Consider the following 22090-nt stretch of genomic DNA (forward strand, 5'->3'; position numbering starts at 1 on the left):
TTTTGCGGCTTATTGCAGTTGCGCGCGCTCCTGCGCCGTTAAGTCCAGTTCCTGAGTTGAACCCGTTTCCGAAGATTTTACCGCCGCTTCCAGCACCGCCATCACCGCCAGGGCTTCCACCGGATGGACCGGGTTGTCAATCTTGCCGTTCAGGGCATCGCGCACGTTTATATAGTACTGCCGCTGGTCGCCTTTTGGCGCAGGGATAGCGCTGGCTTCACCCTGGGCATTAAACAGCACCATAGCGTCGCTGTCTTCACCCCAGCTTTCGCTACCCGGAACGACGCCTGCCAGCAGCTGGGCTTCCTGCTGATCGATGTGCGCTTTCACCACGCTGGCCTTATCGCCGTGGACGGTAAAGCGGGCAACGCCACCCGCCACCAGCATGCTGCAATGGAGGACCACTTTGTGTTCCGGATAATTCAGCACCACGTGCGCCCAGTCGTTAATCTCCGCGCCGTCACGCAGGGTGGCGATGTTGCCCTGTACCGACTGCGGCAGACCAAAAAGCTGTAGCGTCTGGTCAATCATATGCGGGCCTAAGTCGAACCACAGGCCGCTGCCGGGCACGTTTTGCTCTCTCCAGCGCACGCGAACCTCCGGACGGAAACGATCGATATGCGACTCAAAATGTTTCACCTTGCCGATACGGCCTTGCTCAATCACCTGCTTAATGCCGAGAAAATCGCTATCCCAGCGGCGGTTATGGAAGACCGAGAGCAGGCGCTGTTTTTCTTGCGCAAGCGCAATCAGATCTCGCGCTTCCTGCATATCCAGCGTAAACGGCTTATCCACTACCACATGCTTGCCGGCATTGAGCGCCAGGGTGGCCAGCGGCGCATGGGTCGCGTTAGGGGAGGCGATAACCACCAGGTCGATATCCGGGTGCTGAATGGCCTCTTCCGGCGTGGCAACAACGAGGACGTCCGGCAGATCGCGTTTCACTTTCTCTTCATCCCGGGATGAGACCACCGCCAGCTTCAGGCCTTCGACGGACTGGATCAGCGGGGCATGGAACGTCTTACCTACAAAACCATACCCGATCAGCGCAATATTCATTGTCTTCACTTTATTCATGACCTTCTCCACGTTAATGCGCGCCAACGGTAACCTGCAAGGCGCTATGGTCCCCGAGCTCTGCCCAGGGACGATCTAAAAACAGTTGATGAATCTCGGATAACCCAGACACCAGATACGGTTCGCACTGGTTGAGTTTTAGATGGTCGGCGACTACCCAGTGCGCCTGGCTTGCGGCCAGCATGGCACGCTTCACTTCTGCATCCGCCTCCTGACTGGCGCTCAATCCGAGTTCGGCATGGATGGCGCATGCGCCAAGGATGGCAATATCCGCCCGGTAGCGAGAGAGCAGGGAAAGGGTGGCGCTTCCGGCAAACAGGCGTTGTTTCTGATCCCACTTTCCACCGAGCAGGATCAGGTCGATACCTTCCCGATCGCTCACCTGCTGGGCGATATCAAGAGAAGGGGTGATGATGGTCAGCGGCCCCTTAAGGAAAGAGGCAACGGCCAGCAGTGTGCTTCCAGCGTCCAGAAAAAGCGTCGAGCCCGCAGGCACGCATTGCGCAACCTGTTTACCCAGCCGCTGCTTAATTTCAGGGAGCAAGCTATTCCTGCTTACTCGGGTCATCGTCGAGAGATTCAGCGCGATGGCGCCGCCATGGTTTTTTTGTGCCAGTCCCTGTTTTTCCAGGTCGGTCAGATCGCGACGGATGGTGTCCGCCGAAACCTGCAATCGCTCTGCCAGCTCGGTAATGCTGGCCTGGCCTTGCTCAGTAATGATATCAAGCACATATTTCTGTCTGGCGGTTTTATGCATGGGGCAGTATCCTGCAAAATGTCGCAATAAATTGCAGTTTACAGCATTTTGCAGGAAAGGGAATCGCGACAGGTGCGGGATGTTATCCAAAAACAGTTTAATGATGTGATTATTGATATCGCATTAATCAGTCATCAAAAACATGTATGTATCTTTTAGGTATGTTGTTATCGCTATGTTTTACTTGAAAATTTGGCTTAAGCTGCCGGATTATTGGCTCTAACCAGAATGTTTAACTAATTTGTAATTATAAATTAGTGCATATATCTATGAGTTTTTATTTTTAAAGTAAAATAATTCAATTTTATTCGGTGTATTACTTAAGTTGACATTTCTTTGAAAATCTTTGTGTCTGATTCGGGGTGAAATTAACGCAAAAATGTACACCGGGGCATTTTAGAATTTTCTTTATATTACAGGGGGTTTATTTGTTTCATCTGAAAGGCCTTTTATAACGTTTTGTCCAGAAACCCCATCTTTTTTCTTATTTGTAACACCGCATTAACATTGCGGGTGTGGTTGCTCATATCACATTTTGTTATGCTGCGAATCAATAAATATTTAAGTAAATTCTTAAAAGAAAAAAAGAGATTGAACGGCTCTCATCTCAATTGAAATGGGCTTGGGGAACTATTACCCAAATTAATCGAGAAGAGGTGAGGGATTTCTGAAGGATTATTTGTACCTCTTCCTGGGTATTTATTTGGCTATCACCTGGAGTCGGGGGATATTATGAAGATGAAATGCAATAACAGGTTGCTCAGATTATCTGTCTCCCTGACCTTAATTTCGCTGGTGGTGACTGCGGCTAATGCAAATAACGGCCAGGCGGGGATATCTCCCGTTGCGGCAATGACGATGAAAGAAAGTATTCTTTTCGCTCTCGATCGCGACCCCTCGGTGAGCCAGCAGGCAGCGCAACTGGGGATCGGCCAGGCACAAATAGACGAAGCGCGCAGTGGCTGGATGCCACAAATAGCCCTGAACGGGAGTACGGGTCACAGCCAGACCACCGATTCAAGCGGCTCGTTGCGAAATTCCGCAGCCTGGGGCCTGAGCCTGACGCAGCTGGTGTACGATTTTGGCAAGACCAATAACAGCATCAGCCAGTCTTCAGCTCAGCGTGACAGCTATCGCTACCAGCTGATGAGCACGATGTCTGCCGTCGCGGAAAAAACGGCCCTCAGCTATGTGGAAGTAAAACGCTACAGCGATCTGTTGCAGGCGGCAAAAGAGAACGTGCAGGCGCTTAAAAACGTTGAGCAGCTGGCAAAACTCCGCGCCGATGCTGGCGTAAGCTCCACCTCTGATGAGCTTCAGACCCGCACCCGTATCGCCGGGATGCAGGCGACGGTAGAGCAGTATAATGCGTCTCTGAACAGCGCCCGCGCGCGGCTGGCGGTATTAACTGGCATACAGGCTGAACGCTATTCACCGGTTCCGGGAGGTCTGGCCGTGGAGCCGGATTCTCTCAACCGGATTGATTATTCACTGATCCCAACGGTGATGGCCGCGCAGAACATGGAGCGTTCAGCCCAGTACGGGGTAGAAACCGCCAGGTCTCAGCACTGGCCGACCTTAAGCCTGAAAGGGGGCCGCACCCGCTATGAGTCTGATAATCGCGCGTACTGGGATGATCAGATCCAGCTCAATATTGACGCACCGCTTTATCAGGGCGGCGCGGTCTCGGCGCGCGTCCGTCAGGCCGAGGGCGCAAGGGCAATGGCATCGTCCCAGGTCGATCAGGCCCGTTTTGATGTCCTGCAAAAAGCCTCCGTCGCACAGGCCGACTGGACCGGGGCGCGTGGACGAATGGAAGCCGGGAAGCGTCAGCTGGAAAATGCGTTGCGCGCCCGCGATGTCTACAAAAATGAATATACCCTGAGCAAGCGCAGCATTAACGATCTGCTCAGCGTGGAGCAGGATGTCTGGTCTGCCACCTCAGCGAAAATAATGGCTGAATACGATGGCTGGAGTGCGGCGATTAATTACGCCTCTGCGGTGGATAATCTCTTGCCGCTTATCGGAATAGAGAAAAACGCTGCCGCGAAATTACCTGATTTAAGTTAAAAAAAGGCGCGCCTTTCTGCGCGAAATAAGTCAGACAATAATGGGTGATTTTTCCCAAGGATAGCTACATCCCTCTGGTGGACATATCCACAGGAATACGCGCACCTGCAAGGAGAAGAATATGAGTACCGCAAAAGTTGTTGATGTCATCATTCGCAAAACGGCAGAGAAGACGAAATTAACCGGAGAGGGGAATCTCTCGGTCTCTATTTCCTCACCGAGCGTGATTGAAATTCAGGGTTCTGCTCAGGACGTGGTGCGTTATGTCCGCCAGGGGAATGACCTCCTCATTTATATGAAAGATGGCAGCGTGATCCGCTGCAATAATTATTTTGTCGAAGACACGGAAACCCATAATCATTCCGAGCTGGTATTTAACGATAACCAGGAGCTGACGCATATTTCATTTGCCGATGCCGGGGAAGCATCAGGCGTTGCCGCCACCGAATTAACCGCCCAGGCTGCACCCATTAGCAGCATTGAACCTTTCCTGGAGCAGGGAAGCGTCTTAAGCGATGCGCCGTGGGGCTGGATTGCCGGTGCGGCGTTAGGGGGCGGTGCGATCGGCGCACTGCTGGCTCACGGCGGCGATGGCGAAACCAAAACCAGGGTTATTGATAATACAAAAGAAGTCGAAAGCGCCACGCCGACATTTTTGCTGACGGACAACGCGGGTGACAAGCAGGGCGTGCTGAGTGCAAAAGAAGTCACGGATGACAACACCCCAACCTTTAGCGGTACCGGGCAGCCGGGCGCGACCATTCAGGTTAAAGACGGCAACGGCAGCACCATCGCCAGCACCATGGTTGCGAAGGACGGCACCTGGACGGTAACACTCCCGACCCAGGCGGACGGGGAACATACCTGGTCCGTCGTACAGATCGACGGCAGTAAAACGACCTCTGCGGGCAGTATTACCGTAACCGTTTCTACAGCGGATACCAGCGTGACGCTCGCCACCACGGCGGGCGATAACGTGATCAACGCCAGCGAGCAGGCCGCTGGCTTTACGCTGTCCGGCACCAGCAAAAACCTGGCGCAGGGAACGGCGCTTACCGTTACGCTCAACGGTAAAACCTATACCGCAGAAGTGGGGGCAAACGGCGCATGGAGCGTGAAGGTCCCTGCTGCCGACGCACAGGCGCTGGGCGATGGTACCTGGACGGTCAACGTCAGCGGAAAAGACGCGGCGGGCAACACCGTGTCCGGCAGCCAGACGATTGGCGTGGATACCGCCTCGCCAGTGATCTCTGTCGACACGATCGCCCAGGACAACATCATCAACGCGGCTGAACATAATCAGCCGCTGACGCTGACCGGGAAAACCGATGCGGAAGCGGGCCAGATTGTGACGGTCACGCTAAACGGCAAAAATCACACGGCGACCGTGGGCAGCGACGGCAGCTGGTCCGTTACGCTTCCGGCCAGTGAAGTACAGGCGCTGGCTAACGGCGAGCACACCCTGACGGTAAACGTCAGCGACAAAGCGGGTAACGGGTCATCCACCACCGCCGATTTCACGGTCGATACCGCAGCGCCAGTGGTCACTATCAACACCGTCGCGGGCGACGACATTCTGAACACCAGCGAGCAGGGGCAGGCGCAGATTATTTCCGGCCAGGCGAACGGCGCGGCGGAGGGCGACATTGTCACCGTGACCGTTGGCGGCAAGACCTTTACCGGTGCCGTCCAGGCGGACGGCAGCTGGAGCGTCGGCGTGCCTGCCTCCGTCATTGGCGCGCTGGGGGAAGGTAGCCACAGCATTTCGGTCTCCGTGACCGATGCGGCGGGCAACACCGGCAGCGCGACGCACGGCATTACGCTGAGCGGCAACCCGCCGGAATTTACCCTTGACCCCATCAGCCAGGATAACGTCCTGAATGCGCAGGAGGCCATGCAGCCCCTGAGCCTGAGCGGGACCAGTAATCTGCCGAACGGCAGCGCTGTCACCGTGACGCTGAACAACGTTAACTATCAGGCCACCGTTGAGAACGGTCGCTGGTCCGTTCAGGTGCCGGTTTCCGACGTGCTGGATCTGGCGAATACCCTTTACACCGTCAGCGTCAGCGGCACCGACAGCGTGGGTAACAGCGGCTCCGCCGAGGCGAATCTGCTGGTAGACACCGTGCTGCCGCAGGTGATCGTCAACACCTTTGCCGGGGATAACCTGGTCAATAACGCCGAAGCGGCGGTTGACCAAACCCTCAGTGGACGCGTCACCGGCGCGGCGGCGGGCGATACCGTCTCTGTCACCGTGGGCGGCAAGAGCTACACCGCAACGGTTGGCAGCGACCTCAAATGGAGCGTGACGATCCCATCGGCCGACCTCCAGGCGTTTGGCGACGGCGATTTAACCTTCAGCGCCTCTGTCACCAATGCGCACGGCAATACCGGCACCGGCGAACGTGATATCAACATCAACGCCGAACTGCCGGGCCTGCGCGTGAACACGATCTCTGGCGATGACGTGATTAACGCCATCGAGCAGCAGCAGGATCTGGCCGTAACCGGCTCCAGCACTCATCTGGCCGAAGGCACACAGATCACCGTTACCATCAATAATGTCGAATACGTCACCACGGTTAACGCCAGCGGCAACTGGCAGATTGGCGTGCCGGCGGCGGACCTTCAGGCATGGACGGCGGGAGGCATGACCGTCAGCGTCAGCGCGGAAGATGCCTGGGGCAATACCGTGGCGGCTGAACACCCGATCGAGCTTGACCTGAATGCGGTGGCCGTCACCATCGATACCGTAACCACTGACGATATGCTCAACGCGGCGGAAAAAGGTGCGGATGTCACGCTTTCTGGTCAGACGCAGGGCGTGGAGGCCGGGCAGACCGTGGTGGTGAAATTCGCGGATCAAACCTTTACTGCACAGGTGCAGCAGGACGGCTCCTGGCACCTGACCGTTCCGGCGAGCGCGATGGAAACGCTGATCGACGGGCGTGCGCAGGTGAGCGTCAGCGTGACTAACGTCAACGGCAACAGCGCGGACGCCTCACGCGTGGTGATCGTCGATACGCAGCCACCAGCCATTACGCTTGATAACCTGACCGACGACAACATCATTAATGCGGCAGAAGCGCAGCAGGATCTGGTGCTCAGCGGCAGCACAACCGCTGAAGCGGGCCAGACGGTCACCGTGACGCTGAACGGTAAATCTTACCAGACCACGGTACAGGCGGACGGTCGCTGGCAGCTGAACGTGCCTGCCGCCGACGTAGGCGCGCTGACCGATGGCAATGTCACCGTGACGGCCACCGTCAGTGACGTGGCGGGCAACAGCAGCAGCGCGGACCGCGTTGGGCTGGTGGATGCCACCGTGCCGCAGGTGACCATCAACGATTTCGTCACCGACACCAACACCGTTAACCAGCTGGCCCATGCTCAGGCGCAGATCCTGAGCGGCTCCGTCACCGGCGCGGCGGCGGGCGATTTGGTCACCATCACCATCAGTAACGTGGACTACACCACCGTGGTGGATGCGGCAGGCAACTGGAGCCTCGGCCTGCCTGCGTCCGTCGTTCAGGGGCTGACGGACGGCACCTGGACCATTAACGTCTCCGTGACCGACCAATCCGGCAACACCGGCAGCAGTTCAGTGGATGTGGTGGTCAATACTGTGACGCCCGTTATCGGTATTAACACGCTGGCCGCGGATGACGTGATCAATGCGGCAGAGAAGGGCGAAGATCTGCTGCTTTCCGGTACCAGCAACCAGCCGGAAGGAACCACCATCACCGTTAATCTGAACGGTATCAACTACACCGCCACCACCGACGCCAGCGGCAACTGGAGCGTTACCGTCCCCGCTTCTGCGGTGAGCGCGCTGGGTGAAGCCAATTACACCGTGACGGCGAGCGTCACCGATAATGTGGGCAACAGCGCCGCTGCCACGCACGATGTGCTGGTGGACAGCTCGCTGCCGGTTGTTACCCTCAACAACTTCGCGGGCGACAATATCGTCAACGCGGCGGAAGTGGCCGCAGGGCAAACCCTGACCGGAAAGGTTTCTAACGCGGCATCGGGCGATACCGTCACGATTATCCTCGGCGGGCAGACATACACGGCCACCGTACAGGACGATCTCACCTGGAGCCTGCCGTTAACCCAGAGTCAGTTAACCGCGCTCGGTAACGGCGACCTGACCGTATCGGCCAGCGTGACAAACGCGCACGGCAATACCGGATCGTCTTCCCTGGATGTCACCATTGACGCCCAGCTGCCCGGCCTGCGCATTGATACCGTCGCCGGTGACGACGTTATTAACGTTATTGAACACGCGCAGAACCTGGTTATCTCCGGCACCAGCACCGACCTGGCGGCGGGTAGCACCGTCACCGTGACCATCAACGGCAAGAGTTATTCCGCCTCGGTACTGGCGGATGGCACCTGGCAGGCTGCGGTTCCGGCTGCCGACGTCTCCCGGTGGGCGGACGGGTCGCTCACCATCAGCGCCAGCGCGCAGGATACCTCCGGCAACCCGGTGAATATCGGTACCGTTGTGGATGTCGATCTCGCCCCGGTGGCGATAAGCATCAACAGCGTGACGGACGACAACGTGCTTAACGCGGCAGAAAAAGGCCAGGATCTGGTGCTGTCCGGCTCCTCCTCGAACGTTGAAGCGGGCCAGACCGTTACCATTATCTTTGCGGGTAAAACCTGGACCACGATGGTCGATGCCAACGGCGACTGGACCTGCACCGTACCGGCTGCCGATCTGAGCGGCCTGAAGGACGGCGACGCCAGCGTACAGGTCAGCGTCACCAACGTGAACGGCAACGCGGCCTCTTCCTCGCAGGCATTCAGCGTCGATACCGCCGCGCCAGCGGTCACCATCAACACCATCAGCGGCGACAACATGCTGAATGCGGCAGAGGCGGCGCAGGATCTGACCCTGAGCGGGACGTCTACTGCCGAAGCAGGCCAGACGGTCACCGTGACCTTCAACGGCAATCAGTACACCGCCCAGGTGCAGGCGAACGGCAGCTGGACGCTGGACGTTCCGGCGGCGGATCTGGCGGGGATCGCCGACGGCAGCGCGGCGGTCACGGTGACCGTGTCCGATAAAGCGGGCAACCCGGCCAGCGCGGGGGCGTCCGTGCTGGTCGACACTACCGTGCCGCAGATTACCTTCAACATTGTGGCGGGCGACGACATTGTTAATATTGCCGAGCACGGCCAGGCGCTGATTGTCACCGGCAAGGTGACGGGCGCGCAGGCGGGCGATGTGATTACCCTGAGCCTGAACGGGAAAGACTACACCGCGATGCTGGATGCGTCCGGCAACTGGAGCGTGGGCGTTCCGGCGACGGACGTGGGCGCGCTGGCTAACGGCGATCAGACGATCTCCGCCACACTCACCGATAAAGCGGGCAACAGCACCAGCGCGACGCACGCGTTTGACGTCTCCCTGACCACGCCGGTGATTGCCATCAATACCCTGGCGGTTGACGACGTGATCAACGCGACCGAAAAAGGCCAGGACCTGTTGATCTCCGGCACCAGCAACCAGCCGGACGGGACCCGCATCACCGTAACCCTGAACGGTATCAGTTACGCCGCCACCACCGATGCCAGCGGTAACTGGAGCGTCACCGTTCCGGCTGCAAACGTCTCGGTACTGGGCGAAGCGAGCTACAGCGTGACGGCCAGCGTGACCGATACCGCGGGTAATAGCGCGAATACCAGCCATAGCGTGCTGGTCGACAGCGCGCTGCCGCAGGTCACCATTAATGCGGTTGCCACCGACGACGTGATTAACGCGGCGGAAGTGGCTTCCGGACAAACCCTGAGCGGGAAAGTGAGCGGCGCGGCGAGCGGTGACACTGTCACGATCGGTATCGGGGGCAGCACCTATACCGCGACGGTTCAGGACGACCTGAGCTGGTCGGTTAACGTGGTGTCTGACGTCTTAACCGCTATCGGTAACGGCGATCTCACCGTAACTGCGAGCGTGACCAATGGCCACGGCAACACCGGCACCGGCGAACGCGACATCACGATTGATGCCAGCCTGCCGGGCCTGCGCGTGGATACCGTAGCAGGCGACGATGTGATCAACAGCATCGAACATGGTCAAAACCTGATTATCACCGGCTCCAGCGACGGGCTGGCGAGCGGATCGGCGCTGACGGTCACCGTCAACGGCAAAACCTACGCGGCAACCGTGCTGGCGGACGGCACCTGGACGGCGGCTATTCCGGCGGCGGACGTCGGCGCGCTGAGCGCAGGCACGATCACCGTGACCGTTGACGGCCAGAGCGCGGCGGGTAACCCGGTTTCCATCAGCCACGACGTGAAAGTGGATCTGGCGGCAGTCGCCATCAGCATTAATCCGATTGCCTCGGACGACGTAATCAACGCGGCTGAGAAAGGCGCGGACCTGGTGCTGTCTGGCTCGACCACCAACGTGGAAGAAAACCAGACCGTTACCATCACCTTCGGCGGCAAGTTGTACACCGCGACGGTGGATGCCAGCGGCAACTGGACGGCGACCGTACCGTCTGCCGATTTGGGCGGACTGAAAGACGGCGACGCCAGCGTGCAGGTCAGCGTCACCAACGTGAACGGCAACAGCGCCTCGGCGGGCCGCGAGTACAGCGTGGACGCCACCGCGCCGACGGTGTCCATCGAGATCGTCAGCGACAACAACATCATCAACGCGGCCGAAGCGCAGCAGGATCTGGTCGTTAACGGTGTCTCCAACGCCGAAGCGGGCCAGACCGTGACCGTGACGCTGAACGGCGTGGACTACACCACCACCGTACAGGCGAACGGCAGCTGGAGCGTCACCGTACCGTCTGCGGATATCGGCGCGATTACCGACGGCGATTACACCATCACGGCAGCCGTCGCGGATAAGGCGGGTAACCCGGCCTCGGCGGACCGCGATGTGCTGGTGGATACCACGGTGCCACAGCTGACCATTAACACCGTTTCCGACGACGACGTGATCAACAGCGCCGAGCACGCGCAGGCGCTGATTGTCACCGGTTCCGTGACCGGTGCGGCGGCGGGCGACGTGGTGACCGTCACCATCAATAACAAAGATTACACCGCGACGCTGGACACTTCCGGCAGGTGGAGCGTGGGCGTGCCTGCGGCGGACGTGAGTGCCCTGGCCGCCGGGGATTACACCATCACCGCGGCGCTGACCGATAAAGCCGGAAACAGCAACAGCACAACGCACGAGGTTGAAGTCAACCTCACCGCGCCGGTGCTGACCATTGACACCGTGTCCGGTGACGATGTGATCAACAGCAGCGAGAAAACGCAGGATCTGACCATCACAGGTACGGCTTCCGGGCTGGCAGCGGGCGCGGTGGTCACCGTGATGCTCAACGGCAAAGCGTACAGCGCCACGGTGGACACCAATGGCCAATGGACCACAACCGTTCCGGCGAGCGAGGTGGGGCAACTGGGTGAAGCGCTTTACACCGTGTCGGCCTCCGCGACGGACAGCGTCGGCAACAGCTCCAGCACCTCGCACACCGTGAACGTGGAATCCGTGCTGCCTGGCGTCATCATCAACACCGTGGCGGGCGACGACGTGATCAACGCAGCGGAGCTGGCAACCGGCCAGACCATTAGCGGCACAGTGGTGAATGCCGAAGCGGGCAACACCGTGACTGTGTCTGTTGGCGGCCACAGCTACACCGCAACGGTACAGGACAATCTCACCTGGTCCGTCAGCGTACCGGAATCTGTGCTCGCCGCGCTGGGCAATGGCGATCTGACCGTGACCGCCAGCGTCACGAACGGCGTGGGCAACAGCGGCAGCGGCGAGCGCGATATCACTATCGACGCGAATCTGCCGGGCCTGCGCGTGGACACCGTAGCGGGCGATGACGTGATTAACAGCATCGAACACGGGCAGAATCTGATTATCACGGGTTCAAGCGACGTCCTGACGGCGGGTACGGCGCTGACCGTCACCGTAAACGGTAAAACCTATCCGGCTACCGTGCTGGCAGACGGCACCTGGAGCGCGGCGATCCCTTCTGCGGACGTGAGTGCCCTTGCCGCAGGCACGGTCACCGTGAACGTTGAAGGCCAGAGCAGCGCGGGCAATCCTGTGACTATCAACCATGATGTGACGGTGGATCTGGCAAACGTCGCCATCAGCATTGACGCCATCGCTTCCGATGACGTGATCAACGCCGCCGAGAGGGGTGCGGATCTGGTGCTCTCCGGCACCACCTCGAACGTCGAAGAAAACCAGAACGTCACCATCACCTTCGGCGGCAAGAACTACACCGCCACGGTGGACGCTGAGGGTAAATGGACCGCCACGGTGCCGTCTGCGGATCTGACCGGTCTGAAAGACGGCGACGCCAGCGTGCAGGTCAGCGTCACCAACGTGAACGGCAACAGCGCGTCTGCGGGACGCGAGTACAGCGTGGATGCTACCGCGCCGTCCGTGACCATCAACACGATTGCCACCGACGATATCCTGAACGCCACGGAAGCGCAGTCAGACCTGGCAATCTCTGGCACCAGCACCGCCGAAGCAGGCCAGACGCTGACCGTATCGCTGAACGGCAAAGATTACACCACAACCGTCAGCGCGAACGGCAGCTGGACGCTGAACGTGCCGGCAGCTGACCTTGCAGGATTAACCGACGGCAGCGTCACCGTGACCGCGGCCGTCAGCGACAAGGCGGGTAACCCGGCGTCGGTGGACCACACCCTGACGGTGGACGTCACCGTTCCGGCAGTGACCATCCACACCGTGGCAGGCGACGACGTGATTAACGTGGCTGAACACAATCAGGCGCAGATTATCAGCGGCTCCGCCACCGGCGCGGCGGCGGGCGATAAGGTCACCGTCACGATCGGCGGCCAGACTTATACCACCGTGCTGGATGCGGCGGGTAACTGGAGCGTGGGCGTTCCGGCCAGCGTCATTTCCGGCCTCAGTGACGGCAGCGTGACCGTCACTGCGTCAGTCACCGACGCGGCGGGCAATACCGGCAGCGGCACGCATAATGTGACCGTCGATACCGGTCTGCCGTCGGTCAGCTTCAACGCCATCAGCGATGACAACGTCCTGAACGCCGTTGAAAAAGGCCAGGATCTGAGCGTCAGCGGCACCAGCGCCAACCTGGCGGAAGGCACCGTGGTCACCGTGACCCTGAACGGTAAAAACTACACGGCGACAACTGCGGCAGACGGCACCTGGAGCCTGACGGTTCCGGCTGCGGATCTGGCCGGTCTCGGTCAGGCCAGTTACACCCTGAACGCGACGGCCACCAACGGCGTTGGCAACAGCGTGAGCAGTTCTGCGAACCTGCTTGTCGACACCGCGCTGCCAACCGTCACCATCAACACCGTGGCGGGCGACAACGTCATCAACGCGGCGGAAGTGGCGGCAGGCCAGACACTGAGTGGCACCGTGGCGAATGCCGAAGCGGGCAACACCGTGACCGTGACTATCGGCGGCCACAGCTACACCGCAACGGTGCAGAATAATCTGTCCTGGTCCGTCAACGTGCCGTCTGACGTGCTGACCGCACTCGGCAACGGCAGCCTGAGCGTGACGGCGACCGTCACCAACGGCCACGGCAACACCGGCACCGGCGAACGCGAGATCGCTATCGACGCTAACCTGCCGGGCCTGCGCGTGAATACCGTGGCGGGTGACGACGTGGTCAACACCATCGAGCACGCGCAGAACCTGGTTGTTTCAGGCTCCAGCGACGGCCTGACGGCGGGCACGGCGCTGACGGTTACCGTCAACGGTAAAGATTATGCGGCAACGGTACTGGCAGACGGCACCTGGAGCGCGGCGATCCCGTCCGCCGACGTGAGCGCGTGGCCGGAAGGCACCGTGAAAATCAGCGTTACCGGTGACAGCGCGGCGGGTAATCCGATCACCATCAGCCACGACGTGACCGTGGATCTGGCTACCGTTGCCATCAGCATCAATGCGCTTGCCACCGACGACGTGATTAACGCGGCGGAGAAGGGCGCGGATCTGGTACTGTCCGGTGTGACCACCAACGTGGAAGCCGGGCAGACCGTGACCATCAGTCTGAACGGCAGGATCTACACCACCACCGTGGACGACAGCGGCAACTGGACTTACACCGTGCCGTCAGCGGATCTGGCTGGCCTGAAGGATGGCGACGCCAGCGTGCAGGTGAGCGTCACCAACGTGAACGGCAACAGCGCCTCGGCGGGCCGTGAGTACAGCGTGGATGCTACCGCGCCGTCCGTGACCATCAACACGATTGCCACCGACGATATCCTGAACGCCACGGAAGCTCAGTCAGACCTGGCAATCTCCGGCACCAGTACCGCCGAAGCAGGCCAGACGCTGACCGTATCGCTGAACGGCAAAGATTACACCACAACCGTCAGCGCGAACGGCAGCTGGACGCTGAACGTTCCGGCGGCGGGTCTGGCAGGATTAACCGACGGCAGCGTGACGGTCACCGCCTCAGTCAGCGACAAGGCGGGTAACCCGGCGTCGGTTGACCACACCCTGACGGTGGACGTCACCGTACCTGCGGTGACCATCCACACCGTTGCAGGTGACGATGTGATTAACGTGGCTGAACACAATCAGGCGCAGATCGTCAGCGGCTCCGCGACCGGCGCGGCGGCGGGCGACACCGTCACCGTCACCATCGGCGGTCAGTCGTACACCACCGTGCTGGATGCGGCGGGTAACTGGAGCGTGGGCGTTCCGGCGAATGTGATTTCAGGCCTCAGCGACGGCAGCGTGACCGTCACTGCGTCAGTCACCGACGCGGCGGGCAATACCGGCAGCGGCACGCATAATGTGACCGTCGATACCGGTCTGCCGTCGGTCAGCTTCAACGCCATCAGCGATGACAACGTCCTGAACGCGGTAGAAAAAGGCCAGGATCTGAGCGTCAACGGCACCAGCGCCAACCTGGCGGAAGGCACCGTGGTCACCGTGACCCTGAACGGTAAAAACTACACGGCGACGACTGCGGCAGACGGCACCTGGAGCCTGACGGTTCCGGCTGCGGATCTGTCAGGCCTCGGTGAAGCCAGCTACACCCTGAGCGCGACGGCCACCAACGGCGTGGGCAACAGCATCAGCACTACGGCGAACCTGCTTGTCGATACCGCGCTGCCAACCGTCACCATCAACACCGTGGCGGGGGACAACGTCATCAACGCGGCGGAAGTGGCCGCAGGCCAGACCATTACCGGTAAGGTGGCGAACGCGGACATCGGTAACACCGTGACGGTGAACATCGGCGGCAACACCTATACCGCGACGGTGCAGAGCGATCTGACCTGGTCCGTTAACGTGCCGGAATCCGTCCTGACCGCGCTGGGCAATGGCGATTTAACGGTGTCAGCAACCGTCACTAATGACCATGGCAATACGGGAACGGGCGAGCGCGATATCACTATCGACGCCAGCCTGCCGGGCCTGCGCGTGGATACCGTCGCGGGCGACGATGTGATTAACAGCATCGAGCATGGACAGAACCTGATTGTCACCGGCTCCAGCGACGGACTGGCGGCAGGCACTACGCTCACCGTGACCGTCAATGGCAAAACCTATGCGGCCTCCGTGCTGGCAGACGGTACCTGGAGCGCGGCGATCCCGGCAGCAGACGTCGGGGCCCTGGCTGCGGGCACGGTTACCGTGACCGTTGCAGGCCAGAGCGCGGCGGGCAATCCGGTGACCATCAGTCATGACGTGACGGTGGATCTGGCGGCAGTCGCTATCAGTATTGATGCGATTGCTACCGACGACGTGATTAACGCGGCAGAAAAAGGCGCGGATCTGGTGCTGTCCGGCAGCACCTCGAACGTAGAGGAAAACCAGACCGTTACCGTCACCTTCGGCGGCAAGACGTACACCGCCAAAGTCGATGCCGACGGCAACTGGACGGCCACCGTGCCTTCCTCGGATCTTGCGGGTCTGAAAGACGGCGACGCCAGCGTGCAGGTGAGCGTGACCAATGTGAACGGCAACAGCGCGTCTGCGGGCCGGGAGTACAGCGTGGATGCCACGGCGCCAACCGTGACCATTGACACGGTAGCCGGCGACAACGTGATCAACGGCAGCGAAGCGGCTGCGGGCGTGGCCATTTCCGGCACCACCACGGCTGAAGTCGGCCAGACGGTGACCGTCACCCTCGGCGGCAATAGCTATACCGCGCAGGTTCAGCAGGGCGGCGTCTGGAGCATTAACGTGCCGGCCGCCGATCTGTCCACTCTGGCGGATAACGGCTACACCGTGCAGGTGAGCGTGAGTGACGCCGCGGGTAACCCGGGCAGCGCGGGCAAAGCGATTACGCTCGATACCACGCCGCCGACCGTTAGCTTTAACGTCGTAGCGGGCGATGACGTCATCAACAGCGTTGAGCACGGGCAGGCGCAGATCGTCAGCGGTACCGCAACCGGCGCGAGCGTCGGCGATAAGCTGGTCATCACCATCGGTTCGAACCAGTACACCACTACCGTTGACGCCAGCGGTTACTGGAGCGTAGGCGTTCCGGCCAGCGTGATTTCCGCCCTGACCGACGGCACCGTGACCCTCAGCGCGACCATTACCGACAGCGCGGGCAACCGCAGCACCCAGACCCACGACGTGGTGGTCAACACCGCATCGGTTGTGCTGACCGTCAACACCCTCAGCGGCGATGACGTGATCAACGCGGCAGAAGCGGGTAACTCGCTGGTGATTAACGGCTCAAGCGCGCAATTCGCCAGCGGCACCCAGGTCACCGTGACCCTGAACGGCAAGACCTACACGGCCACCGTTCAGAGCGACGGTTCCTGGAGCACAACGGTACCAGCGGCAGACGTGGGCGCACTGGCCGACGGCGCGAGCTATCAGGTCTCTGTTACCGCGCAGGACAGCGCGGGCAACAGCGCCTCGGCGACGCACAGCATCAGCGTTGACACCACCGCGCCGGTCATCAGCGTCAATACGCTGTCGGGCGACGACGTGCTGAACGCGGCGGAAGCCCAACAGCCGCTCACCGTACACGGCTCTTCCAGCGCGGAAGCAGGCCAGACGGTGACCGTCACGCTGGGCGGGAAAACCTACACTGCGCTTGTGGCAAACGACGGCACCTGGACGCTCGACGTCCCGGCCGCCGATCTTGCCAACCTGAGCGAAGGCGCGCTGACGGTCACCGCGTCGGTGAACGACAAGGCGGGTAATAACGGCCAGACCACGCATACCTTAACGGTCGATACCGTGGCGCCAACCGTGACCATCAGCACCGTGGCCGATGACGATATCGTCAACAACGCCGAGCAGCTGGCGGGCCAGACCATCAGCGGGACCACCACCGCGGAACAGGGCCAGACGGTGACCGTCTCCTTCAACGGCCACAGCTATCAGGCGACCGTGGCGGCGAATGGCTCCTGGTCCGTCTTCGTACCGGGACGCGACTTCCTCGGACTGAGCGACGGGGATTACACCATTACGGCTACGGTGAGCGATAAGGCAGGTAACCCGGGCAGCGCAACGCACGACGTGACGCTGAACGGTGACGTGCCGACCATCGCCATTAACACCTTTGCGCAGGATGATATCGTCAACGCCGCCGAGCACGGCACGCCGCTGGTTATCAGCGGCACCACCGATGCGCCAACGGGCCAGACGGTGACCATTACGCTTAACGGTAAAACCTACACGGCTACCGTTCTAAATGACGGCACCTGGAGCTATACGGTCGGCAGCGCAGACGTGACCGCGCTGGCGGACGGCGGTTCGTACGTGATTAACGCGCAGGTGAGCAACGCCATCGGCAACAGCGCCAGCGATAACCATACCGTTACCGTGGATCTCACCGCACCGTCGATGGGGATCAGCATTGATTCCCTGCAAAACGATACCGGCCTCAGTGCGAATGACTTCATCACCAACGACAGCCAGGTGGTGGTGAATGGTTCCCTGACCGCGCAGCTCGGCAATAACGAGAAGGCGCAGATCAGCCTTGACGGCGGTACCACCTGGATTGACCTGACCGTCACCGGCACCACCTGGCGCTACACCGATGGCCGTACCCTGACCGACGGTACGTACCAGTACCAGGTGCGCGTGATCGACAATGCAGGCAACGTTGGGGCAACGGACAGCCAGGACGTGGTAATCGATCTGACGAAGCCTGCGGCGGCGACTATTACCGTGGATTCCGTCTCGCAGGATACCGGCCTGTCCGACAGCGACTTTATTACCAGCGACAACCAGATCAGCCTGAAAGGGACGCTCGGCGCGGCCCTGGGCAGCGGCGACCACGCTCAGATCAGCCTCGACGGTGGCGCAACCTGGACTGACGTGAGCGTCAGCGGCCTGAGCTGGACCTACGTTGACGGCCGCACGCTGGCCGACGGAGACTACAACTATCAGCTGCGGGTGATTGACGACGCGGGGAATATCAGCGCCACTACCAGCCAGGTGGTGACCATTGATACCGTCGCGCCGGACGCCAGCAAAACGATCGCTATCGACAGCATCAGCGACGATACCGGCCTGAGCAGCAGCGACTTTATCACCAATGATACCTCCCTGACGCTGCACGGCTCGCTCGGCGCAACGCTGGCCGACGGCGAATATGCCCAGATCAGCATCGACGGCGGGGTCACCTGGCAGAACGTGATCGTCACTGGCAACAGCTGGTACTACGTGGACGGCCGCACGCTGGGTAACCAGACCTATGACTACTACGTTCGCGTAGTGGATGCGGCAGGCAACGTAGGTGCCAGCGCTCATCAGCAGGTGACGGTCGATACGGTCGCGCCGGATGCGGCGATTACGGTGACCGTGGATAACATCACCGTCGATACCGGCTTCGACAATAACGACTTCCTGACCAGTTCGACCTCGTACACGCTCAACGGGACGCTCGGGGCCGAACTCGGGGCGGGTGAGTATGTGCAGGTGAGCATGGATGGCGGCACCACCTGGGTTTACGCCACGGTAAGCGGCACCCGGTGGAGTTATAACGACACCCGCACCCTGGCCGACGGCGACTACCGCTATCAGGTGCGGGTTGTCGATCAGGCGGGCAACGTCGGGGCCACCACCACGCAGGACGTGACGGTGGATACCCAGGCGCCGCAGTACGGCATCACCATTGACAGCATCAGCGAAGATACCGGGCAGTCCGGGAGTGATTTCATCACCATGGACACCTCGCTGACGATCAACGGCTCGTTGGGCAGCGCCCTGGCCAGCGACGAGCGCGTACAGATCAGCCTCGACGGCGGTAATACCTGGATTGACACTACCGTCACTAACCAGCGCTGGAGCTATACGGATACCCGCGATCTGGCGGACGGGGATTACACCTACCAGGTGCGGATCATCGACCAGGCGGGCAACGTCGGCTCAACCTCTTCGCAGGTGGTAACGGTTGATACCACGCCGCCTGACACGGTGGGAACGGTGGTCAGCTATACCGACGGGGAAGGTGAACGTACGGGCACGTACGGCGCATCAGTCGCGACGGACGATACCTCGCCGCTGATCAACGGTACGCTTAACCGCGCTCCGGAAGATGGCGAAATCGTGCAGCTTTACCGGGACGGGATCTTGCTGGGTCAGGTCACGATGAACGGCAGCGCAAGCTGGTCCTATCAGGACAACGGCCTGCTCGACGGGAATCACACCTACATTCTGCGCGTCACCGACAAAGCCGGTAACTACACGGAATCGGATGGCTTTGTGCTGAACGTCGATACCAGCATCCCGACCACCACCGCGGCGATTACTGCCCAGACCACCTCGGATACCACGCCGATTGTCAGCGGTACGGTCTCCGCAGACCTGGTGAACGGTGAATATCTGGTGGTGACGGTGAACGGGAAAACCTACACCTCCCAGACCGGCGGTGCGGTGGTCGTCGACCCGGATCACAATACCTGGTATCTACAGATCCCGGACAGCGATGCCCTGAGTGTGGCGAGTTACGACGTAACCGCGCAGGTGAAGAGTAGCGCGGGCAACGGTAACACCACCGGTACGGCAACCGGTAGCCTGGTGATCGATACCACCTCGGTGAATACCGACTGGGCGACCACTGCGGGGAACAGCAACAACTCAACCATGACTCTCGGCATGAACAGCAGCGGGCTGTGGAATATCATTGCTAATGGTCAGTCTTATTCCAGCAGCGATGATTCAACCTATGCCGGGAATACGTTAACTAACACCCGTAGCTACTATGTGGTGAGCCAGACGGCAGCTGACTTTGACCGTAACGGCACGCAGGATATCTTTGCGACGGAGAACACCTACGCGGGCTCTACGCAGGTGATGTGGACCTACGATGGCAGCAGCTACACCGCCAGCCAGCTGGCGATGGGAACCACCATCTGGTACGGCGGCGTAATTGCCTACGATAAAACCGGCGATGGCTATCTTGATCTGGCGTACGGCGATGCCGGTATGGACTCCCTGACCTACCTGGTGAATACCAACGGCGTTCTGTCGCCGGACGGCACCGGCGGGGAAGGTGGATTCTACGGCCAGTTCGATTCCGGGCGTGAAATCTCCGGCGTCGACCTGAACAACGACGGTACCGTGGACATCGTGCAGCACACCAACCGCAGCGGGGCGTACTCGCTCACCGTGATTAACAACAACGGGAACGGTACGCTTTCCATTGGCCAGAACCTGACTAACGTGTTTGTGGCCAACGCCTCGAATACCACCACGGCGGCCTCCATGACGTGGGCGGACTTTAACGGCGATGGCTACATGGATCTGTACCTCGGCAGCAGCTACAACAACAACGGCGGGGTGATTTACTACAACGACGGTACCGGGCAGCTTTCCACGACCAAAAGCGCGGTGGAAGCCTCTAACGCCACGGCGGGCTATCTGTCGGTGGCGGTAGACTGGAACGGTGACGGGCAGATGGACATCATCAAGCTCAGCACCTACGGCAGCTCACAGACGGCGACCCTGTTCACCAACAACGGCTACGGCTCAACCTGGACTTCAAGCCAGCTGGCTTCTGGGCTGGCCAACGTCACTGGTGTCGCCGCGGTGGACTACAACTGGGACGGTGCGCAGGATCTGCTGGTGTCTCAGCAGAACGGTAAGGTGGTGCTGGTGCAGAACAATGCGGAGATCGCTGACGGTACCGCGATGCATCTGCACATTGTCGATAGCGAAGGCATCAACGCGTACTACGGCAATACGGTCAATCTGTATAACGCTGCGGGCGTGCTGGTGGCCTCGCAGATCATCAACGCTCAGTCCGGCATTGGCTCGAACGATACCTCTGCGCTGGTGAGTTTCTACGGGCTGGATCCGAACGAAACCTACTCGGCGGAGATCGTGAAGATCACCAACGGCGTCTCGGATAACGTCACCTGGACCGGCCTGGACGCGGGCAACGGCAAAGAGGGTTATGTTCTCACCGCCGAAGCGGCCACCGGCGGCCACAGCGGAACCATCACCGGTACCGGGTATAACGACACCTTTATCGCAGAGGATGGGACCTATACCTATAACGGCTCCGGCGGCTGGAATACCCATTCCGACTACGACACCTGGAGCAATACCGGCGGCATGGACGTGGTGGATTATCGTAATGCCACCTCTGGGATAACCGTTGATTTGCGCCTCTCAACGGCGCAGGACACCGGATTCGGTACCACGCGGTTGTTGAATATTGAAGGGATTAACGGCTCCGACTATGACGACGTGATCACCGGCAACAGCGGTGATAACCAGTTCGAAGGCCGGGGCGGGAACGACACCTTCAACATCGGCAGCGGCGGTCACGATACGTTGCTCTATAAGCTGATCAACGCGTCTGACGCGACGGGCGGCAACGGTAGCGATGTGGTGAACGGCTTTACCGTCGGCACCTGGGAAGGGACGGCGGATACGGACCGTATCGATCTGCGCGACCTGCTTTCCGACAGCGACTATACCGGCACCGGCTCGGCGAGCTACGTGAACGGCGTGGCGACGCTGGACAGCAGAGCGGGCAACATCGCCGACTACATCCGCGTTGTGCAAAACGGCAGCAACACCGAGATCCAGGTTGACCTGGACGAGACGGGCGGTCAGTTCACGCCCACCACGCTGGTAACGCTGAACGGCGTGCAGACGGATCTGGCGACGCTGTTGGCCAATCATCAACTGTTAATTGCGTAAAACAACGCCGCGGGGAGCGATCCTCGCGGCCTTTTGCGTTTCTTTACACGAATAGCCAT

3 protein-coding genes and 2 pseudogenes are annotated in these 22090 nt (G+C 60.3%); 3 read left to right on the plus strand and 2 right to left on the minus strand.

Going from position 1 to position 22090, the window contains the following annotated elements; translation table 11 throughout:
• Window positions 1–9 precede the first annotated feature (9 nt).
• Both ACJTMZ_RS00710 and ACJTMZ_RS00715 read right to left on the minus strand, forming a co-directional pair.
• Window positions 10–1077 (minus strand): oxidoreductase, encoded by a 1068-nt coding sequence (locus tag ACJTMZ_RS00710; RefSeq protein ID WP_032669925.1) that lies wholly within the window; start codon window positions 1075–1077, stop codon window positions 10–12.
• A 13-nt stretch (window positions 1078–1090) separates the two neighbouring features.
• Window positions 1091–1834, minus strand: a complete 744-nt coding sequence (locus tag ACJTMZ_RS00715) for a DeoR/GlpR family DNA-binding transcription regulator (RefSeq protein ID WP_165730521.1) — start codon at window positions 1832–1834, stop codon at window positions 1091–1093.
• Between the two features lie 732 nt (window positions 1835–2566).
• On the opposite strand from ACJTMZ_RS00715, the gene ACJTMZ_RS00720 reads away from it, so the two are divergent.
• From ACJTMZ_RS00720 to ACJTMZ_RS00730, 3 genes and pseudogenes are all read left to right on the plus strand, one after another.
• Window positions 2567–3904 (plus strand): TolC family outer membrane protein, encoded by a 1338-nt coding sequence (locus ACJTMZ_RS00720; RefSeq protein WP_023303703.1) that lies wholly within the window; start codon window positions 2567–2569, stop codon window positions 3902–3904.
• Between the two features lie 121 nt (window positions 3905–4025).
• Window positions 4026–4370, plus strand: a pseudogene (locus ACJTMZ_RS00725) (BapA/Bap/LapF family prefix-like domain-containing protein); the annotation flags it as partial.
• Between the two features lie 3 nt (window positions 4371–4373).
• Window positions 4374–22031 (plus strand): annotated as a pseudogene (locus ACJTMZ_RS00730) (Ig-like domain-containing protein); the annotation flags it as partial.
• Between the last annotated feature and the right edge of the window lie 59 nt (window positions 22032–22090).

It is taken from the genome of Enterobacter sp. DN (assembly GCF_046054285.1).
GTDB lineage: Bacteria > Pseudomonadota > Gammaproteobacteria > Enterobacterales > Enterobacteriaceae > Enterobacter > Enterobacter hormaechei_C.

What these genes read in the sequence shown, in the direction of transcription:
- ACJTMZ_RS00710 (WP_032669925.1), bottom strand. Translation starts at nt 1,077, where the DNA reads ATGAATAAAGTGAAGACAATGAATATTGCGCTGATCGGGTATGGTTTT.
- ACJTMZ_RS00720 (WP_023303703.1), top strand. Translation starts at nt 2,567, where the DNA reads ATGAAGATGAAATGCAATAACAGGTTGCTCAGATTATCTGTCTCCCTG.
- ACJTMZ_RS00715 (WP_165730521.1), bottom strand. Translation starts at nt 1,834, where the DNA reads ATGCATAAAACCGCCAGACAGAAATATGTGCTTGATATCATTACTGAG.